The organism is Janibacter sp. DB-40 (assembly GCF_029510815.1).
In the GTDB taxonomy this organism is placed as follows: domain Bacteria; phylum Actinomycetota; class Actinomycetes; order Actinomycetales; family Dermatophilaceae; genus Janibacter.
In genome coordinates, this window is record NZ_CP120360.1 from 2,950,362 (window position 1) to 2,965,138 (window position 14,777).

General features: G+C 70.4%; 14 protein-coding genes. 7 read left to right on the plus strand and 7 right to left on the minus strand.

The window, feature by feature from the left end:
• Positions 1-40: 40 nt before the first annotated feature.
• Complete coding sequence (locus tag PVE36_RS14170) at positions 41-1,402, plus strand: MFS transporter (RefSeq protein WP_277453229.1); 1,362 nt, start codon at positions 41-43, stop codon at positions 1,400-1,402.
• Here the strand turns inward: PVE36_RS14170 and PVE36_RS14175 are convergent.
• The gene (locus tag PVE36_RS14175) at positions 1,353-2,246 is read right to left on the minus strand and encodes a LysR substrate-binding domain-containing protein (protein ID WP_277453230.1); all 894 of its coding nucleotides are present in this window, start codon (positions 2,244-2,246) and stop codon (positions 1,353-1,355) included. The two genes, PVE36_RS14170 and PVE36_RS14175, sit on opposite strands and share 50 nt — an antisense overlap.
• Positions 2,247-2,467: 221 nt before the next feature.
• Here PVE36_RS14175 and PVE36_RS14180 point away from each other — a divergent pair, with 221 nt between their 5' ends.
• Positions 2,468-2,902: a DUF1330 domain-containing protein gene (locus tag PVE36_RS14180; protein ID WP_277453232.1), complete on the plus strand. Its 435-nt coding sequence runs from the start codon at positions 2,468-2,470 to the stop codon at positions 2,900-2,902.
• Between the two features lie 75 nt (positions 2,903-2,977).
• Here the strand turns inward: PVE36_RS14180 and clpB are convergent, their stop codons facing one another.
• Positions 2,978-5,551: an ATP-dependent chaperone ClpB gene (gene clpB / locus PVE36_RS14185; protein ID WP_277453234.1), complete on the minus strand. Its 2,574-nt coding sequence runs from the start codon at positions 5,549-5,551 to the stop codon at positions 2,978-2,980.
• A 198-nt stretch (positions 5,552-5,749) separates the two neighbouring features.
• Between clpB and PVE36_RS14190 the strand changes: the two genes are divergently transcribed.
• Positions 5,750-6,349 carry a DoxX family protein gene (locus tag PVE36_RS14190; RefSeq protein WP_277237660.1) on the plus strand — a complete coding sequence of 200 codons (600 nt, stop codon included), beginning with the start codon at positions 5,750-5,752 and terminating at the stop codon, positions 6,347-6,349.
• 127 nt (positions 6,350-6,476) lie between these two features.
• On the opposite strand, the gene PVE36_RS14195 is transcribed toward PVE36_RS14190, so the two are convergent.
• Both PVE36_RS14195 and PVE36_RS14200 read right to left on the minus strand, forming a co-directional pair.
• Positions 6,477-7,973, minus strand: coding sequence for an LCP family protein (locus tag PVE36_RS14195; RefSeq protein WP_277453237.1), 1,497 nt, complete (start codon positions 7,971-7,973; stop codon positions 6,477-6,479).
• Between the two features lie 112 nt (positions 7,974-8,085).
• On the minus strand, positions 8,086-8,352 hold the full coding sequence (locus PVE36_RS14200; protein ID WP_277453239.1) for a ribonuclease E inhibitor RraB: 267 nt from the start codon (positions 8,350-8,352) through the stop codon (positions 8,086-8,088).
• A gap of 109 nt (positions 8,353-8,461) precedes the next feature.
• Here PVE36_RS14200 and PVE36_RS14205 point away from each other — a divergent pair, with 109 nt between their 5' ends.
• Positions 8,462-8,926, plus strand: a complete 465-nt coding sequence (locus PVE36_RS14205; RefSeq protein ID WP_277453240.1) for an SRPBCC family protein — start codon at positions 8,462-8,464, stop codon at positions 8,924-8,926.
• Between the two features lies 1 nt (position 8,927).
• The gene (locus tag PVE36_RS14210) at positions 8,928-10,133 is read left to right on the plus strand and encodes a cysteine desulfurase-like protein (protein ID WP_277453241.1); all 1,206 of its coding nucleotides are present in this window, start codon (positions 8,928-8,930) and stop codon (positions 10,131-10,133) included.
• A gap of 176 nt (positions 10,134-10,309) precedes the next feature.
• Here the strand turns inward: PVE36_RS14210 and PVE36_RS14215 are convergent, their stop codons facing one another.
• Entirely contained in the window at positions 10,310-10,885 is a 576-nt protein-coding gene (locus PVE36_RS14215; protein ID WP_277453242.1) for a TIGR03086 family metal-binding protein, read from the minus strand.
• A gap of 130 nt (positions 10,886-11,015) precedes the next feature.
• Between PVE36_RS14215 and PVE36_RS14220 the strand changes: the two genes are divergently transcribed.
• Both PVE36_RS14220 and PVE36_RS14225 read left to right on the plus strand, forming a co-directional pair.
• The gene (locus PVE36_RS14220) at positions 11,016-11,855 is read left to right on the plus strand and encodes an SGNH/GDSL hydrolase family protein (RefSeq protein ID WP_277453243.1); all 840 of its coding nucleotides are present in this window, start codon (positions 11,016-11,018) and stop codon (positions 11,853-11,855) included.
• A gap of 77 nt (positions 11,856-11,932) precedes the next feature.
• Positions 11,933-13,144 carry a TerC family protein gene (locus PVE36_RS14225; RefSeq protein WP_277453245.1) on the plus strand — a complete coding sequence of 404 codons (1,212 nt, stop codon included), beginning with the start codon at positions 11,933-11,935 and terminating at the stop codon, positions 13,142-13,144.
• Between the two features lie 106 nt (positions 13,145-13,250).
• On the opposite strand, the gene PVE36_RS14230 is transcribed toward PVE36_RS14225, so the two are convergent.
• Together PVE36_RS14230 and PVE36_RS14235 are read right to left on the minus strand one after the other, a co-directional pair.
• Positions 13,251-13,709 carry a helix-turn-helix transcriptional regulator gene (locus PVE36_RS14230; RefSeq protein WP_277455863.1) on the minus strand — a complete coding sequence of 153 codons (459 nt, stop codon included), beginning with the start codon at positions 13,707-13,709 and terminating at the stop codon, positions 13,251-13,253.
• A gap of 34 nt (positions 13,710-13,743) precedes the next feature.
• On the minus strand, positions 13,744-14,769 hold the full coding sequence (locus tag PVE36_RS14235) for a DnaJ C-terminal domain-containing protein (RefSeq protein ID WP_277453248.1): 1,026 nt from the start codon (positions 14,767-14,769) through the stop codon (positions 13,744-13,746).
• Between the last annotated feature and the right edge of the window lie 8 nt (positions 14,770-14,777).

The window sequence follows — 14,777 nt, forward strand, 5'->3', positions numbered from 1 at the left end:
CACGTCGGGAGCATCCAGCGTGGACGCAGATGGTGCGGCGGTGACGCCGCCCGGTCGCGTCGCCTACGTCGCGCTGCTCGCGGTGACCTCGCTCGGGACGATCTCGAGCACGATCATGTCGGCACCGATCAACGAGATCGCCGCAGCGATCGGGGCCGACGACCGAGGCATCGTCCTCGCCGTCGCTGCCTTCACGGTCACGATGGCACTCACCTCACCCATGGCGGGGTGGCTCGCTGCCAGGCTGGGGCCGCGGACCTATCTCGTCATCTCGCTGGCGCTGATGGTCTGCGGGCAGGTCGCCGCCGGTCTGTCGACGAACCTCACCATGCTCGTCCTCGCGCGCGGAGTGCAGGGCATCGCGTGCTCGGGCATCCCCGCCTGCGTCCAGTACCTCCTCGCGAGCCACTGGCCACTCAACCGCCGCCAGTCGATGGCGGCGTGGGCCTCGGCGATCGGCGTCGGTCAAGCGATCGGCCCGCCGACGGGCGGGGCCGTCGCGCAGCTGTTCGGATGGCGGTGGGTCTTCGGCGCCGCCGCCCTCGTGGTCGTCGTCGTGCTCGCGGCACTCATCCGCACCCTGCCGGAGGCCCCGACCGACACCGCTGTCGAACCCATCGACATGGGCGGCCTCCTGGTCCTCACCGTGGGCAGCGGTCTGCTCGCGGTCGGACTCACGGCGATCGGCCAGGGCCACGTCGGCCCGTCGATCGCCATCTCCGCAGTCGGTGCACTCGTCCTCGTGCACGTCCTGCGTCCGGGCCGACGCCCACCGGTCCTGGGCCCGGTCGGCCGCGACCCCGGCTACGCCGTGGCCACCCTCAGCGCCGCGGCAGCGATGGCCGCCATGGGCATCACCGTCGTCAGCGTGCCCGTCTACCTCGGGACGCGGTTGGACCTCGGTCCCGGTCTCATCGGGGTGTCGACCCTGGCACTGGCGCTCGGGATGACGACCTTCGCTCCCGTCGCGGGGCGGATCGCCGGTCGCGCCGGCACCCGGACCACCCTCGCGGGCGGACTGCTCGCCCTCACGCTCGTCGCTCCGGCCCTCGGCATCATCGAGGGACGCGGAGAGGACATCTCGGTCCTCCCCCTTCTCCTGGTCGTCCTCTTCGCAGTCGGCTCCGGCATCGCGACCATCCAGAGCATGGCCGCGCTCATGCTCCTCGACGTGCCGGGACGGACCGGCACGGCGATGGGGGTGCACAACATGAGTCGATTCATCGGGTTGTGCGCGGGCTACGCGTGGTTGGCCTTCTCACTTCCCCTCGACCGGCCACTGGTCGTCCACCTCGGCACCGCCGCGCTGGCGCTCGTCTCGCTGGTCGCGCTCGTCGTCGCGGTCCGTCGGGTCAGTCGTCGTGCTGCTCCGGGGGGAAGACCCGCTCCGACATCTCGATGACGCGCCGCAACGCAGGGCTCGGGTCGTCCGATCGCCAGGCCAGGCTCGCGCGGGTGTATGGGTTGATGCCTCGGAGCGGGATGATGTGCAGCCCCCGAGGGTCGAGTGACGTGAAGGCACTGTCGATGCTCAAGGTGATCCCCACCCCGGCCTTGACCAGCGCCATGATCGTCCAGCTGTCGGGTGCCTGCTGGACGACCCGGGGCATGAACCCGGCCTCGTGGGCCCGGTTGAAGAGCGCGTCACGGACCACCGAGCCGCTCGCGGCGCTGAGCATGACCCAGGGCTCATCGGCCAGATCCTCCATGGTGATGTCGTAACGGTCTGCGAGCCAGTGCCCCTCCGGGACGACGATGACGAATCGCTCCCGCTGCACGACGCGTGCGTCGATGCCCGGGGACGGCGTGGACGCGAACCGCACGATCGCCATGTCCAGCTCGTGGCTCATGAGCTGGCCGACCGTGTCGCTGCCGTAGATGAAGCTGGTGAGCTCCAGCTCGATCCCCGGGTACTCGCCGCGCATCGCGCGGGCAAGGTCGCTGACGGGCTCGTGCGACGAGGGGCCCGCGAAGCCGATCCGGACCTTTCCGGTCTCACCTGCCGCGGCATGGGTCACCGCGCGCTCGGCCTCGTCGAAGGCCTCGATGATCGCCCGGGCGGGACCAAGGAGCGCTTCACCCTGCAGGGTGAGACGCACCGTGCGGGTGGTCCTCTCGAAGAGCGGGCTGCCGAGGCTGCGCTCGAGCTGCTTGATGGTCCGACTCAGCGGTGGTTGGGCCATGTGCAGCCGCTGCGCGGCCCGGCCGAAGTGCAGCTCCTCCGCCACCGCGAGGAATGCGCGCACGTGATGGAGCTCCATGCGTCAGCATCCGTTCCGTGGAGAAGTCATGGCGGGATTGTCCCACTCCGCGACTCGACCACGGCGCCTCGCACTCCAGTGCGCCAGCAGCCCGGTGGGCGGGCATGGACCTGCTCCTGCCGGGCTGAGCCCGGGCGGGAGCCGTAGGCTGCGTGGACCACGAGGGCGTCCCCATCCTCGGGTGGGCCACGAGAACAGGAGGCACGATGAGTGAGGGCCACGTCGATCCGACCAGGGAGGCGTTCGACCAGTTCAAGTCGCTGCCGCGCGACGAACCGATCCAAATGCTCAACCTGATCCGATACCGGGACAAGGCGGCCTACCCGGCGGGCCACGAGAACGCCGGGAAGGACTGGAGCGGCGCGGACGCCTACCGCGAGTACGGCCGTACGAGCGGTCCCGTCCTCCAGCGCGTCGGCGGACGGATCATCTGGCGCGGGAAGCCCCGGGTGACCTTGACCGGGCCGTCCGAGGAGCAGTGGGATGCCGGCTTCATCGCCGAGTACCCCTCTGCGGCAGCCTTCTTCGCCATGATCTCCGACGAGGAGTACCAGCGGGCGGTCATCAACCGAACGGCGGCGGTGGCGGACAGCCGACTGATCAGGTTCGACCCGCGCGAGGGCGGGGCAGGCTTCGCGTGAGCGACGACGTCCGGCGCCCCCCACACGCTGGTGGAGGGCGCCGGACAGCCATGTCCAAGGGGTCCGGGGGCGGTCTCACCGCAGGGTGAGGCCCTCCCCTTCGCCATCGACGTCGACGACGACCGAAGAGCCGTCACGCACGTCCCCGGCGAGCAGGCCGGTGGCCAGGCGGTCACCGATCTGCTTCTGCACCAGGCGACGCAGCGGCCGGGCACCGTAGGCGGGGTCGTAGCCCTTCTCCGCCAACCAGCCACGAGCGGCCTCGGTGACCTCGAGCTCGATGCGGCGGTCGGCCAGCCGTGCCGACATCTCGCGCACCTGCAGCTCGACGATGTGGCTCAGCTCGTCCCGGGTGAGGGCGTCGAAGACGACGACCTCGTCGAGCCGGTTGAGGAACTCCGGCTTGAACGCCTGGCGCACCATCCCCAGCACCGACTCGCGCTGCTCGGACGGCTCCATGCTCGTGTCGGTGAGGAACTGGCTGCCGAGGTTGCTCGTCATCACGAGGATGACGTTGCGGAAGTCGACCGTGCGGCCCTGACCGTCCGTCAGGCGCCCGTCGTCGAGCACCTGCAGCAGGATGTCGAAGGTCTCCGGGTGCGCCTTCTCCACCTCGTCGAGCAGGACCACGGAGTAGGGCCGGCGACGCACCGCCTCGGTGAGCTGGCCCCCTTCCTCGTAGCCGACGTAGCCGGGAGGGGAACCGATGAGGCGCGCGACCGCGTGCTTCTCCGAGTACTCCGACATGTCGATGCGGACCATGGCCCGCTCGTCGTCGAAGAGGAAGTCCGCGAGCGACTTGGCCAGCTCGGTCTTGCCGACACCGGTCGGTCCGAGGAAGAGGAAGGAGCCGGTGGGACGGTCCGGGTCGGCGACGCCGGCACGGCTGCGCCGCACGGCATCCGAGACCGCACGCACGGCGTCGGTCTGGCCGACGAGCCGCGAGCCGATGATCGACTCCATGCTCAGCAGCTTCTCCGTCTCCCCCTGCAGCAGACGCCCGGCGGGGATGCCGGTCCAGGCCGCGATGACCTCGGCGATGTCGTCGCTGCCGACGCGCTCCTTGACCATCGGCGACTCGTCGCTGCTGACCGTCTGCGACTCCTGGGCCTGGGCCTCCTCGAGCTCCTTCTCCACCGTGGGGATCTCGCCGTACAGCAGACGCGACGCACCCTCGAAGTCACCCTCGCGCTGCAGCCGGTCGGCCTGCGTGCGCAAGTCGTCCAACCGCGACTTGAGCTCACCGACGGCGTTGAGACCGGTCTTCTCGGCCTCCCACCGCGCGGTCAGCGCAGCGAGCTCCTCGGACTTGTCGGCGAGGTCCTTCTGCAGCCGGTCGAGACGGTCGCGCGAGGCGTCGTCGGTCTCGTTCTTCAGGTGCAGCTCCTCCATCTTCAGCCGGTCGACGGCACGACGCAGCTCGTCGATCTCGACGGGTGAGGAGTCGATCTCCATGCGCAGCCGCGAGGCCGCCTCGTCCACCAGGTCGATCGCCTTGTCCGGCAGCTTGCGACCGGTGATGTACCGGTCGGACAGGGTCGCCGCCGCGACGAGTGCCGTGTCCTCGATCTCCACCTTGTGGTGCGCCTCGTAGCGCTCCTTGAGCCCGCGCAGGATCGCGATGGAGTCCTCGACGCTCGGCTCACCGACGAAGACCTGCTGGAAGCGACGCTCCAGCGCGGGGTCCTTCTCGATGTGCTCACGGAACTCGTCGAGCGTCGTCGCGCCGACGAGACGCAGCTCGCCGCGGGCGAGCATCGGCTTGAGCATGTTGCCGGCATCCATGGCGCTGTCGCCGCCGGCCCCCGCTCCGACCACCGTGTGCAGCTCGTCGATGAAGGTGATGACCTCGCCCTCGCTCGACTTGATCTCCTCGAGGACGGCCTTGAGGCGCTCCTCGAACTCGCCGCGGTACTTCGCCCCCGCGACCATCGCGCTCAGGTCGAGGCTGACGAGGCGCTTGTCGCGCAACGACTCCGGCACGTCGCCGTCGACGATGCGCGAGGCGAGCCCCTCCACGACGGCCGTCTTGCCGACGCCGGGGTCACCGATGAGCACGGGGTTGTTCTTCGTCCGGCGGGAGAGCACCTGGACGACGCGGCGGATCTCCGCGTCGCGGCCGATGACCGGGTCGAGCTTGCCGTCGCGGGCCGCGGCGGTCAGGTCGGTCCCGTACTGCTCGAGGGCCTCTCCCCCGTCCGCCGGGGTCTCCGAGGTGACCTTGCGGCCGGCCCGCAGCTCCTCGATCTTCGCCTCCATGTCCTTCGCCCCGCGCTTCTCGATCGCGGCGAGGTGGCCGGCCTCGGCCAGCGCGAGCAGGAGGATGTCGAGGGCGAGGTGGGTGTCCCCCTTCGACCGCATCAGGGTGTCGGCCTGCTTCAGCACGGCTCCGGTCTCCCGGCTGAGCGAAGGGGGCTGGGCGGCACCGCTCGTGGTGGGCAGGGAGCGCAGCGCGGCGTCGGCCTGGCCGAGCACGTGCGAGGCGCCGGTCCCGGCGGCCTGCAGCAGCGTGTCGCACTGCGGGGTGTCCAGGCGCACGAGGGCGCTGACGAGGTGGTTGGGGGTGACTTCGGGGTGTCCTTCGGTCTGGGCGGACCGCTGGGCGAGGGCGAGGGCCTCGGCGACCTTCGTCGTCGGCTGGAACTCCATGGTTCTCCTTCACGGCTGGTGGATCGTCTGCACTGATCAACCGGATCAAAGTTGAGTCTATTCCGCTCAACCTTCGACGTGCAGCGGTACGGCCGGTGGTCGAGACGTGATCCACTTTACTCCGAGGCGTCGTAGTACTACTATCGGTAGTGGAAGGTCGGACGACCCTCCACCACCGCAGAATCCGAAAGGATCGTCATGAGCACCCACATCCCCACCCCGGCCCGGGAAGACGCTGCCGCCGACCGCGCGGTGCGCGGTGGCGCCACCCTCTTCAACGACGACGTCGTCCGCTCCGGCTTCGCCCGAAAGCTGCTGGCCGCCATGCGGATCCTCATCGGCTGGACCTTCATGTGGCCCTTCATCGACAAGCTGTTCGGCCTGGGTTACGGCACGGAGTCCGAGGCTGCGGTGATCAACGGCGGGGCCCCCGCCCAGGGCTACATGCTCAACGCCACGGCCGACAGCCCCTTCGCCGGCATGTTCACCTGGATGGCCGAGACCTTCGGCTCCGTCGCCGATGCGCTGTTCATGTTCGGCCTCTTCGGCATCGGCCTGGCCATGCTCACCGGCGCCGGCCTGAAGATCGCGGCCTGGGGCGGCACGATCCTGATGGCCTTCATGTACCTGGCGGCGCTGCCGATCGGTCAGGCGAACATGGGCTTCACGAACCCGGTCACCGACTCCCACTGGATCGAGGCGCTCGTCCTCCTCGTGGCGGCGTACACGCTCTCCGGTGACACCTGGGGCCTGGGCCGCTGGTGGGGCAGGAAGGTCGGCAACGGCTGGCTGCGCTGACCACCCGGCTCTCGGCCACCAGCCCGCCCCCGCTCACCGAGCGGGGGCGGGCTCGTGCGTTCCCGCCCGCGCGTGCCCGCGGGGACGCGCGGGCGGGGCCGTGTAACCCCGGGAAGGACGCGACGGCTCAGCAGGTGGCGTTGATGTCGCTCGCGGACTCGGTCGTCGTCTCGCTCGGGGACGGGGTCTCGGACGGCGCGGGGGTGGAAGTGGTCGGGCTGGAGGTCGTCGGCTCGGACGTCGGCTCCGGCGGGTCGATCGCCTCGTCGACCATCCGGTGGATCCGGTCGTAGTCCGGGTTGACGACGTCGATGTTGTCGTTGGTCAGCGGCAGTGACTTGATCGAGTCGCCCTCCTGGATCGTCAGCACCAGCTCGGCCCACTCGTCGAGGTCCTGCTCGGGGATGTCCACCCGGACGTTGTCCTCCAGCGTGGCGGCCAAGTCCGGGTAGCGCACGAGCATCGACGTCGGGTTGACCTGGTTGAGCAGCGCTCCGACCATGCACCGCTGGCGGCGCATCCGGGAGAAGTCACCGTCCTGCGAGGATGCCCGGGAGCGCGAGTACCAGAGGGCGTGGAAACCGTCGAGCCGCTGCACCCCGGGCTCGATCCACCCCGTCGTCCCCACGACGTTGCCGGCGGCGTCGAGCTTGCAGCCGATGCAGACCCGCTCCTGGACGTCGATCGTCACACCACCCATGGCGTCGACGAGCTGCGTGAAGCCCTCGAGGTTGATCACCGAGGTGTAGTCGACGTCCAGGTCCAGGATCTGGCTCACCGCGTCCTTGGTCACCGTCAGGCCAGGCTCCGGGCTGTCGGGGAAGAGGTCGGCGTGGTCCTCGCCCAACGTCCAGACGAACTCCATGAGGCACTGGTCGCCGCAGTTGTACCCGTCCGGGTAGATCTCCGAGAGCGGGTTGCTCTCCGAGAAGGGGATGTCCTGCAGGTTGCGCGGGATGCCGAAGAGGACCGTCTCGCCCGACTGCGGGTCGATGCTCGCGACCATGATGGCGTCCGGTCGGGTACCGATCCGGCCCTCGCCGGCGTCGGAGCCCAGGAGCAGGACGTTGACCCGGTCGATACCGGCCCACGGGTCGTCGCCGCCGATGGGTCCGACCGCGCCCTCGGGGCGCAGGGTGTCGAAGACACTGCCGATGAGGGAGTGCTGGATCGCGGCGTACCGCACCGTCTGCGCCGCGGGCGCGAGGACGAGGACGCAGGCCAGTGCCGCGAAGACGATCATCGCGATCCTCGGTCGGCCGGTGGCGCCCACCGGCAGGTTGTCACGGGCCGTGGTGACGATGCCCCACACCCACACCGCGGCGGCGATGACGACGACGGGGATGACCACGGTGAGCGCGTTGCGGCTGAGACCGACGGTGATGACGCCCATCAGGCCCCTGGCGAGCACGTAGATGATCGCGACGACGAGGGCCACGGCGAAGGCGACGAGGATGACCTGACCGGTCCGGCGCCGGGTGCGCAGCAGCCCGAGGCCGGGGACGACGGTGCTGGCCGCCGTCAGCGTGTAGTAGCGCCGAACCTGTCGCGCGGTGCGCCGTGCGGTGGCCCCTCGTTCCCCGAGGCCGAGATGCCGGCCCGCAGGCTCGTGCCGAGAAGCCACACGTGCCACCCTTCGCGCTCGCTCCCGTGGACGGAGGCGTCCGTGGGCAGATTTCAACCGACATGGTGACACAACGGCGCCTCGCCGAGGAAAGTTCCACGTCGGCGGCGCGTCACACGGGATCGGGGTCGTACCAGCCGTCGAGCTCCTCGGCCAGCGCGGCGAAGCGCTCTCGTGCACCGGTGGTGGGTGCGTCGCCCGCAGAGTCCCCGGCTCCGCCCTCGACGACGTGGACCGCCCACTCGTGGTCCTCACCGTCGTCCTCACCGGCGAGCGCCTCCCGCACGACCCGGACCTCGAGGTACCCCTCGTCGATGAGGTCGTCTGCGACGCGCTCGGCGTCATCGCGGTCGGGGAAGACGATCAGGTGCTCGGTCATGACCTCGATTTTCCCATGCGCCCCGCCGCCCGTGCCAACGTCGCACACGCAGCGCCTCCCGACCGGACCCGGGCTTTACAGGGCCCGGGAGACGTGGTCTCGTCAGGACATGGCACAGGAGAAGAAGATCACCGTCCAGCGCACCATCGACGCGCCCACCGAGGACGTCTTCGAGGTGCTGACCACCCCGGAGCGCCACCCCGACCTCGACGGGTCCGGCTTCGTCCGCTCGATCGACCACGCCGACCGGATCCAGTCCGTCGGGCAGGTGTTCACGATGAACATGTCCGGCGACCACATGGGTGGCGACTACCAGACGGACAACCACGTGACCGCCTACAGCGAGAACAAGATGGTCGGCTGGAAGACCGCACCGGCCGGCACCGAGCCGCCCGGGTGGGAGTGGCTGTGGGAGCTCGCGCCCGAGGGGCCGGGCCACACCCTCGTCACCCACACCTATGACTGGAGCGACGTCACCGACGAGGCCCTGCTGGAGAAGATCGACTTCCCACTCGTCACGGAGGAGGACCTCGAGGAGACCCTCGGTCGCCTCGCCGCGGCGGTGAGCAGCTGACGTGACCGGCCTCGACGTCGCCGCGCTGCGCGCGAAGTTCCCGTCCCTCTCCTCCGGCATCGCCCACTTCGACGGCCCCGGAGGGACCCAGACACCAGCGGTGGTGGGTGAGGCCGTCGCCCGCACCCTGACCGGGCCGCTGTCCAACCGCGGCACCGGCGTGGTCAGCGAGACCAACGCCGAGGCGGCGATCGCGGACTTCCGCAGCGCACTGGCCGATCTGCTCGGTGCACGGCCGGAGGGAATCGTCTACGGCCGCAGCGCCACCCAGATCACCTACGACATCGCCCGGACCCTGGCGAAGGGGTGGGGTCCGGGTGATGACGTCGTCGTCACCCAGCTCGACCACGACTCGAACGTCCGCCCCTGGGTGCAGGCGGCCAGGTCCGTCGGCGCGACCGTGCGGTGGCTGCCGCTCGACCCGGCCACGGGTGACCTCGACCTCAGCGGCATCGACGGGGTCATCACCGGGCGCACCCGGCTCGTGGCGCTCACCGCGGCCTCGAACCTGCTGGGCACGCAACCCCCGGTGGCCAGGATCGCCGAGGCGGCGCACCGAGTGGGCGCGCTCGTCTACGTCGACGGCGTGCACCACACCGCCCACGCGAGCGTGGACGTGGCCGCCCTGGGTGCCGACTTCTACGTCTGCTCGCCCTACAAGTTCTTCGGGCCGCACTGTGCCGCGCTCGCCGCGGACCCCGAGCTGCTGGCGACCCTCACCCCCGACAAGCTGCTGCCCTCCACGGACGAGGTACCGGAGCGGTTCGAGCTCGGGACGCTGCCCTACGAGCTGATGGCCGGCGCGACGGCCGCGGTCGACGTCATCGCCGGCATCGCCCCGGAGGGCGGCAGCCGGCGTGAGCGGCTGGTCCGTGCCCACGAGCTCGTACGCGAGCACGAGGACCGGCTCCGCCGGAGGGTCGAGGGGGGACTGGCCGACCTGGGCGACCGCGTCACGGTCCACTCGGTGGCCGAGCAGCGCACCCCCACGCTGTTCTTCACCTTCGCCGACCGGGACGCCGCAGCGGCCTACCGCTTCCTCGCCGAGCGCGATGTCCTCGCCCCGGCCGGGAGCTTCTACGCCTACGAGCCCTTCCGGGCGCTCGATCTGCCGGTGGACAGCGGGATGCGGGTGGGCCTGGCCCCCTACACCGACGACTCGGACGTCGACCGGCTCCTGGCGGGGCTGCGCGAGTTCCTCGCCTGAGGACCGCAAGAGCCTAAGCAGTTGCACAGACCCAGAGCCCGAGACCGCAAGAGCCTAAGCAGTTGCGGCTCTCCTGTGCCCGCAACCGCAAGAGCCTAAGCAGGTGCACAGACCCAGAGCCCGAGACCGCAAGAGCCTAAGCAGTTGCGGCTCTCCTGTGCCCGGACCGCACGAGCCTAAGCAGGTGCAGAGGGGTCGCGGCCCGTCAGGGCGATGAGACGGTCCTGCCGGGAGGCGTCGGCGGGGACCTCCACCGCCGGTCCGCACACCCCTTCGCCACGGATGGCCTCGCCGAAGCCGGCGACGGACTCCTCGATCTGGTCGAGCTCGCGGTCGCTGAAGACGACCTCCGCCCCGGCCGTGCGGCCGATGTCCCACCGGTGCACGAGCAGGTCGAAACCGAAGAACCGCTCGAAGGCGCCGCCGACCGTGCTCGTCCCGAAAGGGGTCTCGTACGGGCGCTCGGCGAGGGTGTCGTCGGCGAGCTGGCGGGCGACCGCCTCCGCGTGCGTGCGCCACGCCGTGGGCGCGCCCAGCGCCTCGACCGTCGGCGTCGGGTCGGGCATGTCGGCCCCGGCCTTCTGCAGGAAGTCGCGCTGGGTGTCGATGAGGTGCTGGACCACGTCGAAGCCCGTCCAGCCCGCGCACGGGCTCGGGCCGGCGAGCCGCTGCGGGTCGACGGAGTCGACGAGGCGCATCAACGGCGTGTTCTTGCGGTCGAAGACGGAGGCGGCATCACGAGGAAGGGGCATGACCCCAGCGTGCCATCCCCGCGCGGGGCCCGACGCGGACGCCGGGGCGTGAACGCTGCGCGAACCCTCGGCGAAGCCTGCGTCGTAGGCCTTGATCGCACGTCGCCGGACCGGGTGACATGGATGCGCCATGACTGGGCTCCTCGTCGCGATCGGCGACTCCTTCACCGAGGGTGTGGGTGACCCGCACCTGCACTACCCCAACGGCCTGCGTGGTTGGCCGGACCGCCTCGCCCGCCAGCTGGGCAGGGCCGACCGGAGCTGGCGCTACGCGAACCTCGGGGTCCGCAGCAAGTTCCTCGACCAGGTCGTCGCCGACCAGCTCGAGCCGGCCCTGTCGATGCGACCGACGCACGTCTCCTTCGCCGCCGGCGGCAACGACCTGCTCTCCCTTCGGGCCGACGTCGACGACATCATCCGCCGCTACGGGGCAGCACTGCAGCGGCTCGTCGACACGGGCGCGCAGGTCGTCGTCTTCACGACCTTCGAGCCGCAGGCGAGCCTCCTCCTCGAGCCCTTGGTGCGCCGCGTGCGCACCCTCAACGTCGCCGTGCGCGACCTCGCCGCCACGCACGGTGCGGTGCTCGTCGACCACACCCGCATGCGTGAGTTCGACCAACGGTCCCTGTGGGCACCGGACCGGATCCACATGTCGCGCCAGGGGCACAAGCGGATGGCTGCGGCCGTCGCCGACGCACTGGGGGTGCCGCACACGCTCAGGCTGCGCGACCTGGTCCCCGGGGAACCAACCGGGTGGCGGCACGTGGCGCGCACGGAGGCGACCTTCGTCCGGGACGAGGTGGTCCCGTTGGTCCGGCGCCGGCTCCGTGGCGAGTACGTCGGGGACACCACGCGCCCGAAGTGGCCGGTGCCCATCCACCCGGCCGAGGGGATGAAGCGACTGGCCGCAGAGCAGGCCGCCCTCGAGCGGCAGGGGCGCCCCCGGGACGCCGCCCTCCACCGCACCTGAGGACCTCCGTTCGGCCCCTGCGCCGAGGGATGTCACGATGCTGACGACATGTGCCGGGCACGACGGACGGAGGCCTCGTGGAGGTCAGTGCAGGAATCTGGGCCGCGACGATCGTCCTGATCGCCGGTCTGCTGGCGTTCGACTTCTTCTTCCACGTGCGCAAGGCGCACGTGCCCACCCTCCGCGAGGCGGCGATCTGGTCGGCCGTCTACGTCGGGATCGCGATCGTCTTCGGCCTCGCGGTGCTCCTCCTCGGTGGTGGCAGCGCAGGAGGTGAGTACTTCGCTGGCTACATCACCGAGAAGGCGCTCTCGGTGGACAACCTCTTCGTCTTCCTCATCATCATGTCCAGCTTCGCGGTACCCCGCGAGGACCAGCAGAAGGTGCTGCTCTTCGGCATCGTCTTCGCGCTGATCGCCCGGACCGGCTTCATCTTCCTCGGCGCCGCCCTGATCAACACCTTCGCCTGGGTCTTCTACTTCTTCGGGTTGATCCTCATCATCACGGCAGGCAACATGCTCCGGCCGGAGTCGAGCAGCAACCACGCCGGCGACAACATCGTGGTCCGGCTGGCCCGCAAGGTCATCCCCACCACCGACTACTACGACGGCGACAAGCTCTTCACCGTCGACAACGGCAAGCGGGCGATGACCCCGATGCTCCTGGTGATGGTCGCCATCGCCGGCACCGACATCCTCTTCGCGCTCGACTCGATCCCGGCGATCTTCGGGCTGACCCAGGACGTCTACATCGTCTTCACGGCGACGGCGTTCTCGCTGCTCGGCCTGCGGCAGCTCTACTTCCTCATCGACGGGCTCCTCGACCGCCTGATCTACCTCTCCTACGGCCTGGCCGGGATCCTCGTCTTCATCGGCGTCAAGCTGGTCATCCACGCCCTCCACGAGAACACCCTCCCCTTCATCAACAACGGGGAGCCGGTCGACGTCATCGAGATCACGACGGGCCTGTCGCTGGGGGTCATCGTCGCCATCCTCGTCGTCACGATCGCGATGTCGCTCCTCAGCAAGGCCGGTCGGGCGCAGAACGCGATCGCGGGTGCCCGCCGGCACGCCACCGAGTACCTCGACCTCGGCTACACGACGGACGCCGAGGAGCGCGAGCGCGTCTACCGGGCGCTCGTCGCCGAGGGCGCGCAGATCCGCGCGCTGGGCCCGAAGTACCGGCAGAAGGCACGCGAGGAACAGGAGCTGCAGGAGCTGATCGACCGGGCCGTCGAGCAGCACGAGCGGGCCGTCGACGAGGGTCGGGAGTCCTCGCCGAGGCCGTAGCAGTGGAGGGAGTCGGCCGCACTTCGTATCGTCTGCAGCAGCTCGAGGTACGGCGGACGATACAAGCTGCTGCCTGCAGCAGTTCGTATCGTCGGGCGAAGGGGAGTCAGTCCCGCCGGGTGTGCGGGCGCCAGACGACGAGGGCCTGGCCGGCGTTGCGGGGACGCGGTCGCTGCCCGTGGCGCAGCGCGACGATGTCCCCCTGCGAGCCGACGGCGAAGAAGCGGCTCCCCTGCCCGAGCTGCTCTCTGGCCTCGGCGAGCTCCGCGTCCAGCTCGCCGACCCGGGCGCGCAGGGCCGCCACCTGGTGCTCGAGCTCGAAGATGCGCTGGATACCGCCGAGGGAGACGCCCTCGTCCTGGGAGAGGCGCTGCACCTCGCGCAGCCGGGTGACGTCCGCGGCGCTGTACCGCCGGCCGCCACCACGGGTGCGCGAGGGGATGACCAGTCCCATCCGGTCGTACTGGCGCAGCGTCTGCGCGTGCATACCGGCGAGCTCGGCGGCGACGGAGATGACGAAGACCGGGGTCTCGTCGTCTCCGCTCAGTCCGGAGATCCGGGCCATCGAGCTCACGTCCTCTCTGCGTCGGTCCCCCGCGTCAGCCCCGCGCCGCGGACGCGAGGTCTGCGCGCGGGTCGCCGGTGCCCGAGTCGCGCAGGACCTCGATGGCCTCGCGCTCGGCATCGCTCAGGTCGGTCGGCACGACGATCTGCACCTTGGCGAGCAGGTCCCCCTTCGCCTTGGCCGTCGCCACCCCGCGACCCTTGAGCCGCAGCACGCGACCGCTCGGCGTCCCGGGGGCGATCTTGACCTTCACGCTCGACCCGTCGAGGGTCGGCACGGCCACGGTCGCCCCGAGCGCCGCCTCGGCGAAGGTCACCGGCAGGTCGATCGTCAGGTTGTCGCCGTCGCGCCCGAAGACCGGGTGCGCCCGCACCGAGACGGTGAGGATCAGGTCGCCGCGGCCGACGCTCGGGTCACCGTGTGCGCCCTTGCCGCGCACGCGGATCTTCTGCCCGTCCTTGACTCCGGCGGGGATCTTGGCGTTGACCTTCTCGCCGTTGACGTCGAGGGAGATGGTGCGCCCCTCGACGGCGTCACGGAAGGACAGCTGTGTCCGGGCGGTGAGGTCGGCCCCCTTCTGCGGTCCACGGGGCGAGCGGAAGCCGGCACCCTGGCCGCCGAAGCCGGCCGGCCCGGCGCCGCCACCGAACATGGACAGGATGTCCTCCAGGTCCGGCTCACCGGCCCCGCCCCCGGCGAAGGGGGAGCCGCCCCCGGTGCTGTAGCGCATCCGGGAACCGCCCCCTCCCCCGCCGAAGGCGGAGAAGATGTCCTCGAAGCCCCCGTTGCCACCGGGGCCACCCGCGGTGAAGCGGGCACCCCCACCGGTCATGGAGCGGATCGCGTCGTACTCGCGCCGCTCCTCGGGGTCGGAGAGCACGGCATGGGCCTCGCCGATGTCCTTGAACTTCTGCTCGGCCGCTGGGTTCCCCTCGTTGCGGTCGGGGTGGTACTGCTTGGCGAGCTTGCGGTAGGCCTTCTTGATCTCGCTGGTCTCGGCGTCCTTGCTGACCCCGAGGACGGCATAGAAGTCCTTGTCCAACCAGTCCTGACTTGCCATGTTCTCCT

Bases quoted from the DNA above. Each gene is read 5' to 3' on its own strand.
- PVE36_RS14230 (WP_277455863.1), bottom strand. From the start codon at position 13,709: ATGGCCCGGATCTCCGGACTGAGCGGAGACGACGAGACCCCGGTCTTC.
- PVE36_RS14200 (WP_277453239.1), bottom strand. From the start codon at position 8,352: ATGACCGAGCACCTGATCGTCTTCCCCGACCGCGATGACGCCGAGCGC.
- clpB (WP_277453234.1), bottom strand. From the start codon at position 5,551: ATGGAGTTCCAGCCGACGACGAAGGTCGCCGAGGCCCTCGCCCTCGCC.
- PVE36_RS14205 (WP_277453240.1), top strand. From the start codon at position 8,462: ATGGCACAGGAGAAGAAGATCACCGTCCAGCGCACCATCGACGCGCCC.
- PVE36_RS14190 (WP_277237660.1), top strand. From the start codon at position 5,750: ATGAGCACCCACATCCCCACCCCGGCCCGGGAAGACGCTGCCGCCGAC.
- PVE36_RS14180 (WP_277453232.1), top strand. From the start codon at position 2,468: ATGAGTGAGGGCCACGTCGATCCGACCAGGGAGGCGTTCGACCAGTTC.
- PVE36_RS14220 (WP_277453243.1), top strand. From the start codon at position 11,016: ATGACTGGGCTCCTCGTCGCGATCGGCGACTCCTTCACCGAGGGTGTG.
- PVE36_RS14215 (WP_277453242.1), bottom strand. From the start codon at position 10,885: ATGCCCCTTCCTCGTGATGCCGCCTCCGTCTTCGACCGCAAGAACACG.
- PVE36_RS14235 (WP_277453248.1), bottom strand. From the start codon at position 14,769: ATGGCAAGTCAGGACTGGTTGGACAAGGACTTCTATGCCGTCCTCGGG.